Genomic DNA, 12,150 nt, shown 5'->3' on the forward strand with positions numbered 1-12,150 from the left:
CCACCACTGCCGCAGCGTCGAGGCGGGCGGCGATCTTCTTCGCCTCGGCCTCGACCCGGGCGTTACCCCAGCCGACCAGACGCGAGACGTCGGCGCACAGTTCGGCATCCAACGCGCGGCGATGCTCGAGCGGCAGGCAGGCGGAGTGTTTGACGATCAGGGTGGCCCGCCACTCCGAGAGGATCCCGCTTTCCAGCGCGGCCAGGGTGTGGGGCATCTCGTGCACCACCGCCTGGGCGAATCCGAGATGGCGGTTCCCGCACGTCGGGGACTCCCGGCGGGCCAACGCCACCTCCGAGGCCAACCCCTTCCCACGTTTGCGGGCCGGCACTCCAGCGGCTTGTTCGGCGGCGCGGCGTTTAGCCGCCCACAACGCCGTCACCCGCGCCTGCGCCGCCGCCGCCACGCTCTTCAGCGTCTCCAGCGACTCGACCTGCGCCCGCAGCTCAGCCTCACCCGCCCCCGGATCGATGTCGAACACACTTTCGAACACACACCCAGACTAAACCACCCCCCCGACACAAGCTCAGCCTTCGAGGTCCCCTTCGGTCTCCAGCAGGACCTGCCGCAAACCGTCGATGGTTGCCGCATCAGGCTCAGCCCACATCCCCCGGTTGGCGGCCTCGAGCAACCGCTCGGCCATGCCGTGCAGCGCCCAGGGATTCGATTCGTCCATGAACTTGCGGTTCTCCGGGTCCAGCACATACTCGCCGGCCAGCCGCTCGTACATCCAGTCAGCCATCACCCCGGCGGTGGCGTCGTAACCGAAGAGGTAGTCGACGGTGGCAGCCATCTCGAATGCGCCCTTGTATCCGTGCCGCCGCATCGCGTTCATCCAACGTGGGTTCACCACCCGAGCACGGAAAACCCGCGTGGTCTCCTCCGACAGGGTGCGGGTGCGCACCGACTCCGGACGGGTGTTGTCCCCGATGTAGGCGGCCGGGTCCTTGCCCGTCAGCGCCCGCACCGTGGCGATCATGCCGCCGTGGTACTGGAAGTAGTCGTCGGAATCGGCGATGTCATGTTCTCGGGTATCGGTGTTCTTGGCGGCCACCGCGATCCGGCGGTATGCCCGGTTCATGTCATCGGTGGCGGGGGCGCCGTCGAGCCCGCGGCCATAGGCGAAACCACCCCACGCGGTGTACACCTGCGCGAGGTCGGCGTCGTCGCGCCAGTTGCGGCTGTCCATGAGCTGCAGCAGACCAGCCCCGTAGGTGCCGGGCTTGGAACCGAAAATCCTCGTCGTGGCCCGTCGCTGGTCGCCGTGCTCGGCGAGATCAACCTGGCTGTGGGCGCGGACGTAGTTCTGCTCGGCAGGCTCGTCGAGGCCCGAAACCAGCGAGACGGCGTCGTCGAGCATCGTGACCACGTGCGGGAAGGCGTCGCGGAAGAAGCCCGAGATGCGCACGGTGACGTCGATGCGCGGCCGACCGAGCTCGGCCAGCGAGATGGCCTCGAGATCCACGACACGACGCGAAGCTTCGTCCCACACCGGCCGAACACCGAGCAACGCAAGGACTTCGGCGATGTCATCACCCGAGGTACGCATCGCCGACGTGCCCCACACCGAGAGCCCGACCGACTGTGGCCACTGCCCGTGGTCGGCGTGGTACCGCTCGAGTAGCGAGTCCGCCAGCGCCACACCGGTTTCCCACGCCAGACGGGACGGCACCGCTTTGGGGTCGACGGAGTAGAAGTTGCGCCCGGTGGGAAGAACGTTGACCAGGCCGCGCAGAGGCGAACCCGACGGCCCCGCCTCGATGAAGCGGCCCTCCAGCGCCCGCAGGATCTGGGCGATCTCACCGTCGGTCTGACGCAACCGGGGTACGACCTCCTCGGCCGCAAAGCGCAGCACGGCGGCCACGTCGGGGTTGTCGGTGATCTGCCCCACGGTCGAGGAATCCCAGCCCGTTTCCTGCAGGGCGGCCACCAGGCCACGCGCCTGCTCTTCGGCGAGGTCCACCGCGGCCCGGATTTCCGAGCCGTCCTCGGCGAGCCCCAGCGCCTGACGCAGGCCGGGCACCGACTGCTCACCGCCGAACAGCTGCCGGGCACGCAGGATCGCGAGCACCAGGTCCAGTTCGACGGAATCCTCGGGCGCCTGCCCGAGGATGTGCAGGCCGTCGCGGATCTGGACGTCCTTGATCTCGCACAGCCAGCCGTCGACGTGCAACAGCATGTCGTCGAACACGTCCTCGTCGGGGCGATCCTCCAGTCCCAGGTCGTGATCCATCTTGGCGGCCCGCATCAGCGTCCAGATCTGCTGACGGATCGCGGGCAGCTTCGACGGGTCGAGCGTCGAGATGTTGGAGTGCTCGTCGAGCAGCTGCTCGAGCCGGGCGATGTCGCCGTAGCTTTCGGCGCGGGCCATCGGCGGGATCAGGTGGTCCACGAGGACTGCGTGCGCGCGGCGCTTGGCCTGGGTGCCCTCGCCGGGATCGTTGACCAGGAACGGGTAGATCAGCGGAAGATCGCCGAGGGCGGCATCGGATCCGCACGCCGCAGACATGCCCAGGGTCTTGCCGGGCAGCCACTCGAGGTTGCCGTGCTTGCCGAGGTGCACGACGGCGTCGGCGCCGAAACCCTTGTCCAGCCAGCGGTATGCAGCGAGGTAGTGGTGGCTGGGCGGTAGATCCGGGTCGTGGTAGATCGCAACGGGGTTCTCGCCGAAACCGCGCGGGGGTTGCACGAGAATGACGACGTTGCCTGACAGCATCGCCGCGATGACGATCTCACCGTCGGGGTCGCGGCTGCGGTCGACGAACAGCTCACCCGGGGGCGAACCCCAGTGCTCGACCATCGCCTCGGTCAGCTCGGCCGGCAGCGTGGCGAACCACTCGCGATATTCCTTGGCGGACAACCTGATCGGATTGCCCACCAGCTGACCCTCGGTCAGCCAGTTCTGATCCTGTCCACCGCGCTCGATCAACGCATGCACCAGCGCATCACCATCTTCGGCTTCGACGCCGGGCACCTCACCGATGTCGTAGCCGGCCTCCCGCATGGCACGCAGCAACGCGACCGCGCTTGCGGGCGTGTCCAATCCGACGGCGTTGCCGATGCGCGCATGCTTGGTCGGGTAGGCGGAGAAGACCATCGCCACCCGCTTGTCGGCGGGGGTGATGCGACGCAGCCGGGCATGCCGGACCGCGAGCCCCGCGACCCGGGCGCAGCGCTCCGGGTCGGGAACGTAGGAGATCAAGCCCTCGTCGTCGATCTCCTTGAACGAGAAAGGGACCGTGATGATGCGACCGTCGAACTCCGGTACGGCCACCTGGGTGGCAACGTCGAGCGGGCTCATCCCGTCGTCATTGGCATGCCAGTCTTTCCGCGACGACGTCAGGCACAGCCCCTGCAGGATGGGTACGTCGAGCGCCGCGAGGTGTGCGACGTTCCACTGGTCGTCGGTGCCCCCTGCACCGACCGTGGCGGGAGTCGCTCCCCCGGCCGCCAACACCGTGGTGATCAGCGCGTCGGCGGTGCCGAGAAGTTCGAGCAGTTCCGGTTCCGGGGTGCGCAGCGACGCGCAGTAGATCGCGAGCGGACGGCCGCCGGCAGCATGGATCGCATGGCACAGCGAGCCGATGTACTCGGTGTTGCCGGCCAGGTACTGCGCCCGGTAGAAGAGCACCGCGACGGTCGGGCCGTCACCGCTGGCCGTGTGGCCGGCAGGGCATTCCAGCACGCCCCACGTCGGGGTGTGCACCGGAGGCTCGAACCCCACACCGGTCATCAACACGGTGTCGGACAGGAACGAATGCAGGTTCACCATGTTCTCGATGCCGCCCTGTGCGAAGTACACATGGGTCTCCAGCGCGACCCCGGCCGGCACCGTGGAATGGCTCATCAGGTCGGCGTCGGGCGCCTGCTCCCCGCTGATCACCACTGCGGGAATGCCTGCTGCAACGACCTGATCGATGCCGTCTTCCCAGGCGCGGTACCCGCCGAGGATCCGGACCACCACCGCCTGGGCTTCGGCGAGCAACTCCTCGATCTCACCGTCGACGAGTCGCGACGGGTTGGCCCACCGGTAGGCCGCCCCGGAGGCTCGCGCGGCGATGAGGTCGGTGTCCGAGGTCGACAGCAACAGGATCGTATGGGGGGAACGGCCCTCCGGGGGCAAGTGAGCCACGCTCCATTCGTACCGCATGGCCCACAGGGCGAGACGGCCAACCTGACGGCGGTGACCATGACGGCGATCGCCGCTGGGCTGACCGCCCGCTACTCAGCGGTGCGGGTTCCAGCGGCCGTACCAGGTCTGCTTGTACGGCATGCCGATGGCCGCCACGAGCAGGAATATGACCGCCGCAGAGAGGATCGTCGCAAGCATCGTCAGTCCTTTCACGAAGCCCGTTGTTTGACACGGGTTCAGTAAGCGAACGGTACCGCCGGTAACAGCGAGAATGGTCCACGTGTGCGGCACGGAACCACCGCGTCCGAAATGTGACCGCCATCGCATTCGGTCGGTATCGACGTCGTTATCCGTGGCCAGGCGGCTGGGTACTGTGGACGGATGGACAGGGCCCGCGACGTCGACGCCTGCCCTGGCGCACTGCAGACCCACAGTGCGGCCGATGGGGAACTGGCGCGGATCCGGTTGCCGGGCGGGATGATAGCCGCCTCCCAGATGGAGGCGGTGGCGCAGGCCGCAATCGACTTCGGCTCCTCGACCGTGGAACTCACCTCACGGGGCAATCTGCAGATCCGGGGGGTTCGCGATGTCGGCGCCGTCGCCGGACTGTTCGCCGATGCGGGCCTGCTGCCCTCACCGACCCATGAGCGGGTCCGCAACATCGTCGCCTCGCCACTGTCGGGTCGCCGCGGAGGCATCTGTGACGTCCGTGGACTCGTCGTCGCACTGGACACAGCGGTGCAGCAGGATCCGGTGCTGAGCGACCTGCCGGGACGATTCCTGTTCGGGATCGACGACGGCCGGGGCGATGTCTCCGGCCTCGGAGCCGATGCGGGCATCCACGTCCTCGACGACTCCACCGGGGCACTTCTGCTCGCCGGAAGCGACACCGGAGTGCGACTGGCCCTCGCCGACGCCGTCCGCGGGCTGATCGCCACCGCCAGGGTGTTCACCGACATCCGCGGAAAGTGCTGGCGGGTAGCCGAACTCGACGACCCGCTGGCGATGCTGGCGGACCTGACTCCGACAGCACCACCCGGAACGACATGGCCGGCCACCACCCGGCCGCCTGTCGGCTGGATCGAGCAGGACGACGGACGGGTCACGTTGGGGGCCGCGGCACCACTCGGAGTGCTCGACGCCGACGTGGTGCGTTACCTCGCAGCGGTCGACGCGCCGATGGCGATCACTCCGTGGCGTTCGGTGCTGCTGTTCGACCTCGACGCGGGCGTCGCCGACGTCGCGCTTCGGGTGCTCGCTCCCGAAGGGCTGGTGTTCGACGAGAAGTCGCCGTGGCTGTCGCTGTCGGCGTGCACGGGCAGCCCCGGTTGCGAGCGCTCCGTGGCCGACGTCCGTGCCGACGCCACGGCGGCCGCACTCGACCAGGTGGCAGCCGCCGGGGTGCACCGCCACTTCGTCGGCTGTGAACGCGCGTGCGGCAACCCGGGCCACGGTGAGGTCCTGATCGCGACCGGAGACGGCTACCGGCCGCGCAGCACCCACCCGTAGGGTGAGCGGGTGCTCGACTACATCCGCGACGCCGGTGAGATCTATCGACAGTCGTTCGCGATGATCCGCGACGAGGCGGACCTGACCCGGTTCCCCGGCGACGTCGCGCGGGCGGTCGTCCGGTTGATCCACACCTGTGGCCAGGTCGACGTGGCCGAGCATGTTGCGTTCACCCCCGATGTCGTCACCCGGGCACACAGCGCGCTGGCAGACGGCGCCCCGATCCTGTGTGACTCCTCGATGGTCGCGGCCGGGATCACCCGGTCGCGGCTCCCGGCGGACAACGAGGTGGTGTCGCTGGTCGCCGACCCCAGGGCGCCGCAGCTGGCCGCCCGACTCGGCACCACCCGCTCGGCAGCCGGGGTCGACCTGTGGGCCGACCGCCTCGACAACGCCGTGCTCGCGATCGGGAACGCGCCCACTGCACTGTTCCGGCTCCTCGAGCTCCTCGACGACCGCGCCCCCGTCCCGGCGGCGGTGCTCGGCGGCCCGGTCGGCTTCGTCGGCTCGGCGCAGTCGAAGCAGGAGCTGATCGACGGGCCGCGAGGCATGTCCTATCTGGTGGTCACGGGCCGCCGCGGTGGCAGCGCGATGGCCGCCGCCGCCGTCAATGCGATTGCGGCCGAGGCCGAATGAGCAGCCGCAGCGCATCCCAGGGGACCCTGTGGGGTGTCGGTCTCGGACCGGGCGATCCGGAACTGGTGACCGTCAAGGCAGCCAGGGTCATCGGGTCCGCTGACGTCGTCGCCTACCACAGTGCGCGGCACGGGCGCAGCATCGCCCGGTCCATCGCCGAGCCCTACCTCCGTGCCGGCCAGATCGAGGAACACCTCGTCTACCCGGTGACCACCGAGACGTCGGACCATCCCGGCGGTTACGCGGGCGCGATGGAGGACTTCTACCGCGAAGCCGCCGAGCGCATCGCCGCGCACCTGACGGCGGGCCGCGACGTCGCCCTGCTGGCAGAGGGCGACCCGTTGTTCTACAGCTCCTACATGCACATGCACACCCGCCTCACCGAGCGGTTCGACGCGGTGATCGTGCCGGGCGTGACGTCGGTCAGCGCGGCATCGGCGGCAATTGCCACTCCCCTGGTCCAGGGTGACCAGGTGCTGACCATCCTGCCCGGGACGCTGCCCGCCGACGAACTCCAACGTCGGCTCAGCGACACCGACGCTGCCGTCATCCTCAAGCTCGGGCGCTCGTATCCAGCTGTGCGCAAAGCACTTTCAGCTGCCGGGCGGCTGGACGAAGCCCACTACGTCGAGCGTGCCAGCACCGAGCGGCAACGCGTGCTGCCGGCCGACGAGGTCGACGACGCTTCGGTCCCGTACTTCGCGCTCGCGATGCTCGCCGGCCGCCAGAACGCCACCGAGGCCACCGGGAGCGTCGCGGTGGTCGGGCTTGGGCCCGGCGACGTCGAGTGGACGACGCCGCAGAGCCGCCACGAGCTGGCCACCGCCACGGACCTGATCGGCTACGGCCCCTACCTGGACCGCATCGGGGTCCGCGAGGGCCAGCGCAGGCATCCCAGCGACAACACCGACGAACCCGCGCGCGCTCGCCTGGCGTGCGAGTTGGCCGAGCAGGGCCGTGCGGTCGTCGTCGTGTCTTCCGGGGATCCCGGGGTCTTCGCGATGGCCACCGCGGTGCTCGAAGAAGCCAAGCAGTGGCCTGACGTCACGGTGCGGGTGATCCCGGCGATGACGGCCGCCCAGGCCGTGGCCAGCCGGGTCGGCGCACCACTGGGCCATGACTACGCGGTCATCTCGCTGTCCGACCGACTCAAGCCGTGGAATGTCATCGCGGCACGTCTCACCGCGGCGGCCACCGCCGACATGGTGCTGGCCATCTACAACCCGGCGTCCAAGACCCGTGACTGGCAGGTCGCCGCGATGCGGGACCTGCTGCTCGAGCACCGCGACCCCGGAACACCGGTGGTCATCGGCCGCGACGTCGCGGGCCCGGACGAAACAGTCAAGGTGGTGCGGTTGGCCGACCTCGATCAGGCCGACATCGACATGAGGTGTCTGCTCATCATCGGTTCCTCACAGACGCAGTGGTACTCCGCGGGCGACGGTGGCGTCGACCGAGTGTTCACGCCGCGCTACTACCCGCATATTTGACGCCCGTCGCACATCGTTGACAGTCGTCAGAACTGCGGGTTAATGTCGCGCGTGCAGCGCGGATTACCGGTACGGTCGCCGACCGACCGGCGCCAGCCACAGAAGAGCGACCTGCGCCGCAGCGCGATCCTCGAGTCGCTGGACCATCACCTCCGCGAGTTCGGCTTCGACGGCGTCAACATCGCCGCCGTCACCAAGCGCGCCGGGGTCACCCGCTCGGCGTTCTACTTCTACTTCGAGAACAAGGCCGCTGCCGTGGCCGCGCTGCTGGAACCGATGTACGACGACGGCTTCGTCGCCAGCGACATCCTGACCGGCACCTCAGAGCCACCCCGATGGCGTATCCGCGCCATGGTGGAGGCGCTGCTCGACACCGTCGAGCACCATCGCTACCTGTTGCAGGCGATGCTGGAAGCCAGGACCACCAACCCGGCCATCCGCCAGGTGTGGGACGACGTCCGCGAATCCTTTGTGCCCGCAGTCGCAGCGATGATCACCTCCGAACGTGACGGTGGACGTGCGCCCGACGGCCCGCCGGCAGAGATCCTCGCCGCCATGCTGCTGGAGTTCAACGACCGACTGCTCGAGCGCTACACGATCGGCGGCACGCTCACCCGTCAAGAGCTCAGCGAGGGCGCCGAGGCCATCTGGTTGCGCACGATCTACGGCCACGTCGACGTGACGGGGCAGGCGCGGAATTCCGCAGAACAGAAGAGAGCCACATCGTGACCATCCCCCGCAATTTCGCGGTCAAGCTCCCCGCCCAGGATGACGCCGTCCGCGAACACGTGGCGCTCGGATACGTCTCCGAGGTCGAGTTCTACTCGGCGATCACCACGAACGTGGCGATCCCGGTACCGGGTTGCTTCCACAGCGAGATCTCCTCCGACGGAACCGATTTTGTGCTGCGGTGGGCGCGACATGGCCCCCGCTGTGCAAGGTGACCAGATCGCCGGCTGCAGCCACGCCGAGGCGACGCTGGCCGTCGAGGCGCTCGCCGGTCTGCACGGTCCGAGTTGGGGGGATCGACGCTGGTTCGAGCTGCCGTCGATCGTCATGCCCAAGCCCGGTGATGCGGAGGCCGCCAAGGGACTCCGCGACGTCGCGGTCATGGCCGCCGACATCACTCTGGACAAACTCGGCGGATCGGTCAGCGACGAAGATCGCGCCACGCTGACCACCGCGATGAACCTGGTGACCCCGTGGCTGCTCGCCGAGCCGGACCGCTTCTCGCTGATGCACGGCGACTACCGGCTCGACAACCTGCTGTTCGATCCGGACCGGACCCGCGTCACCGTCGTCGACTGGCAGACCGTCGGGCTCGGCCCGCCAGTCCGCGACCTGGCGTACTTCACCGCGACGAGCCTGCTGCCCGAGGTCCGGCCGACCGTCGAGCGCGACCTGGTCGAGCGGTACCACACGGCGCTGCTCGGCTACGGCGTCACCGACTACGACGGCGAAACCTGCTGGAACGACTACCGTCTCGGGGTGCTGCAGGCGCCGCTGCTCACCACTTTGGGGTACGCATTCTCCGCCTCCACCGAGCGCGGTGACGAGATGATCCTGACAATGCTGCACCGCGGATGTCGCGCCATCCGTGAGCTCGGCGCCATCGAGCTGATCAGGTCCTATCAGACGGCTTGATCACCGACCACTGGGTCACCGGCATCGCCGGCCGCCAGCCGGTGAACGAGCCCACCGGTTCGCCGCGGTAGTGCTGGAAACGTCGCAGCTCGCCGCCGGCACGGGAAAACCACTGCGCCAGAACCGCTTCGGACTCCACGGTCACCGAATTGGCGACAAGGCGGCCACCGCCCGGGAGCTTCGCCCAGCACGCGTCTATGAGCCCGGGCTGACTGACGCCGCCGCCGACGAAGATCGCTGCGGGCAGCTCAGCGGAGCCGAACGACTCCGGCGCACCGGCCGACGTGCCGACGGGCACACCGAAAGCGCCGGCGTTGACGGTGATACGCGAACGGCGCACCTCATCGCGTTCGAAGGCGATCGCACGACAACCCGGCCCGCTGCGGCACCATTCGATCGCGATGCTGCCCGAACCGGCCCCGACGTCCCACAGCAACTCCCCTGGACGTGGCGCCAACACCGCCAGCGTGACCGCGCGCATGGCCTGCTTGGTCAGCTGCCCGTCGTGGGCGAACACATCGTCGGGCAGCGTCGCGCACCGGCGATCGTCGGGCAGGTACTTCACGGCCATCACGTTGAGGTCGTCCACGTCACCCGGCGGCCGGCTCGCCCACTCTCGTGCCGTCGACGAACGTCGCAGTTCCCTCGGACCGCCGAGCTGCTCGAGCACGGTGAGCTCCGAGTCGCCGCGCCCGGAGTCGGTCAGCAGCGCCGCCAGCGCCGCGGGGCTCGACCGGTCGCGGGACAACACGACGGCCTGCCCGCCGCGCCGCGCCGCGCGGGACGGTTCCGCGGTCACCAGGCTGATCACCTCGGTGTCCTGCACCGACCATCCGACGCGCGAGCACGCCAGCGTCACCGATGACACATGAGGGAGGACCGCGACCCGGTCGGCGCCGAACTCCCGGATCAACGTGCTCCCGACACCGTGCAGCAGCGGATCACCGCTGGCCACCACATGGACGTCGCCGTCGGCGTCATCGAGCAGCGTGCGCAGCGCGGGCAGCATCGGCGACGGCCACGGCCGCCTGAGCGCCGACACGGTGCCATCGAGCAGGTCGAGCTGGCGCGGCGAACCGTGGACCACCGTCGCCCTGGCCAGTTCGGCGCGCGACCCGGGAGCCAGCCCGGACATGCCGTCGGCGCCGATGCCGACCACGACGATCACCGCCGTCCTCTGCTCTTCGCGCGAGCGCTCATCGCCGCAACCTGCGCCACATCCACTGCGGCAGCATCCTCATCCCGGTGAACACCGGCTTGAGTATCCACGGCACCCACACCGTGCGCCGGCCTCTGCCCAGCGCACGCACCGTCGCCTCCGCCACCTGCTCCGGGGTGCTGGAGAACGGCGCGGGCTCCATACCCTGCGTCATCCGCCCGACGACGAAGCCGGGCCGCACCAGCAGCAACCGCACCCCGGAGCCGTGCAGCGCGTCGGACAGACCGCTGCAGAACCCGTCCAGACCGGCCTTGGCCGACCCGTATACGTAGTTCGCCCGGCGCACCCGGACCCCGGCGACCGAGGAGAACACGACGATGGCTGCTCTTCGCGCAAGCGGCTCATCGACGAGAGTGCCGCGGCCTGCCGACCGCATCGTGTCCGCCAGCACCGTCAACAGGCTGACCTGTGCCACGTAGTCGGTGTGCGCGATGGCCGCCGCGTGCCCGGCGTCCTTCTCGGCGCGGGCTTGATCACCGAGGATGCCGAACGCCAGCACCGCGGTGCCGATGGGGCCGTACCCGGCGACGATCCCGTCGACCACCCCGCGGTGTGACCCGAGGTCGTCGGCGTCGAACTCCACGGTGTGCACGGCGGCGGCGCCGGCCTGGCGGAGCAGCGCGGTCGGCGCGTCGAGATCATCGGGACGGCGGGCGGCGAGCACCACGATGGCACCCGGAGCCAGCCGGCGCGCCACCTCGACGCCGATCTCGCTGCGGCCACCGAAGACGACGAGCAGCCCCCCGGACGTGTCCTTCACGTAAGTGATTATGTCCTGCGCTAGCGTGGTCACCGATGGCTACATCAGGCCGCAAGGCAACCACTCGGCTGACCAACGATGCGCTGGCGTTTCTGACCGAACGTCACCTGGCGATGCTGACGACGTTGCGGTCGGACCAGTCCCCACACGTGGTGGCGGTCGGGTTCACGTTCGATCCCAAGACGCACATCGCACGTGTCATCACCTCGGGCGGCTCGCAGAAGGCGGTCAACGCCGAGCAGCGCGGCGTGGCTGTACTCAGCCAGGTCGACGGCGCCCGCTGGCTGTCCCTGGAGGGCAAGGCCACGGTGCAGACCGAGATCGACGCCGTCCGCGACGCCGAACTGCGCTACGCCCAGCGCTATCGGACGCCCCGTCCGAACCCGAAGCGTGTGGTGATCGAAGTACGGGTGGAACGGGTGCTGGGATCCTCGACCCTGCTGGACCGCGGCGACCACTGAGCCCGGTCAGGACACCGGCACCACGACCAGCTCGTGCGGGCGGTTGTTCACCGACAGCGCCCCGTCGGACGTGACGATCACGATGTCCTCGATGCGCGCCCCCCACTGCCCCGGGAAGTAGACGCCCGGCTCGACCGAGAACGCCATCCCCTCCTGTAGCGGCAGCGAATTGCCCGCCACGATGTAGGGCTCCTCGTGCACCGACAAGCCGATGCCGTGCCCGGTCCGGTGCACAAACGCCTCCGCCATCCCCTCCGCGGCCAGCACGTCGCGGGCTGCGGCGTCGATCTGCTCGGCGG

At 69.2% G+C, this 12,150-nt stretch carries 9 protein-coding genes and 2 pseudogenes; 6 read left to right on the plus strand and 5 right to left on the minus strand.

Features of this window, described 5'->3' with window-relative positions:
* Nucleotides 1-493, minus strand: a pseudogene (locus tag WA944_RS08640) (HNH endonuclease); the annotation flags it as partial.
* A 33-nt stretch (nucleotides 494-526) separates the two neighbouring features.
* Nucleotides 527-4,150, minus strand: coding sequence for a cobaltochelatase subunit CobN (cobN, locus tag WA944_RS08645; RefSeq protein ID WP_526609767.1), 3,624 nt, complete (start codon nucleotides 4,148-4,150; stop codon nucleotides 527-529).
* A gap of 363 nt (nucleotides 4,151-4,513) precedes the next feature.
* Between cobN and cobG the strand changes: the two genes are divergently transcribed.
* The 5 genes and pseudogenes from cobG (at nucleotide 4,514) to WA944_RS08670 (ending at nucleotide 9,411) form a co-directional block, all read left to right on the plus strand.
* Nucleotides 4,514-5,641: a precorrin-3B synthase gene (gene cobG / locus WA944_RS08650; RefSeq protein ID WP_526375493.1), complete on the plus strand. Its 1,128-nt coding sequence runs from the start codon at nucleotides 4,514-4,516 to the stop codon at nucleotides 5,639-5,641.
* Between the two features lie 9 nt (nucleotides 5,642-5,650).
* Nucleotides 5,651-6,277 (plus strand): precorrin-8X methylmutase, encoded by a 627-nt coding sequence (locus WA944_RS08655; RefSeq protein ID WP_526609768.1) that lies wholly within the window; start codon nucleotides 5,651-5,653, stop codon nucleotides 6,275-6,277.
* Nucleotides 6,274-7,767 (plus strand): precorrin-2 C(20)-methyltransferase, encoded by a 1,494-nt coding sequence (locus tag WA944_RS08660; RefSeq protein WP_526375975.1) that lies wholly within the window; start codon nucleotides 6,274-6,276, stop codon nucleotides 7,765-7,767. The genes WA944_RS08655 and WA944_RS08660 overlap by 4 nt, the downstream gene beginning before the upstream one ends.
* Nucleotides 7,768-7,809: 42 nt before the next feature.
* Complete coding sequence (locus tag WA944_RS08665; RefSeq protein WP_526609770.1) at nucleotides 7,810-8,496, plus strand: TetR/AcrR family transcriptional regulator; 687 nt, start codon at nucleotides 7,810-7,812, stop codon at nucleotides 8,494-8,496.
* Nucleotides 8,415-9,411: pseudogene (locus WA944_RS08670) on the plus strand (phosphotransferase family protein). The gene WA944_RS08665 and the pseudogene WA944_RS08670 overlap by 82 nt, the downstream one beginning before the upstream one ends.
* Here WA944_RS08670 and cbiE read toward each other — a convergent pair.
* Entirely contained in the window at nucleotides 9,389-10,579 is a 1,191-nt protein-coding gene (gene cbiE, locus WA944_RS08675; RefSeq protein WP_526375971.1) for a precorrin-6y C5,15-methyltransferase (decarboxylating) subunit CbiE, read from the minus strand. The pseudogene WA944_RS08670 and the gene cbiE sit on opposite strands and share 23 nt — an antisense overlap.
* 28 nt (nucleotides 10,580-10,607) lie before the next feature.
* Nucleotides 10,608-11,390, minus strand: a complete 783-nt coding sequence (locus WA944_RS08680) for an SDR family NAD(P)-dependent oxidoreductase (RefSeq protein WP_526646736.1) — start codon at nucleotides 11,388-11,390, stop codon at nucleotides 10,608-10,610.
* A gap of 35 nt (nucleotides 11,391-11,425) precedes the next feature.
* On the opposite strand from WA944_RS08680, the gene WA944_RS08685 reads away from it, so the two are divergent.
* Complete coding sequence (locus tag WA944_RS08685; protein WP_526646738.1) at nucleotides 11,426-11,851, plus strand: F420-dependent biliverdin reductase; 426 nt, start codon at nucleotides 11,426-11,428, stop codon at nucleotides 11,849-11,851.
* 6 nt (nucleotides 11,852-11,857) lie between these two features.
* Here the strand turns inward: WA944_RS08685 and WA944_RS08690 are convergent.
* Nucleotides 11,858-12,150: M24 family metallopeptidase (locus tag WA944_RS08690; protein WP_526646740.1), on the minus strand; the 293-nt coding region annotated here is incomplete at its 5' end.

The sequence above is a fragment of the Mycobacterium sp. genome, from assembly GCF_049683355.1.
Taxonomy (GTDB): Bacteria; Actinomycetota; Actinomycetes; order Mycobacteriales; family Mycobacteriaceae; genus Mycobacterium.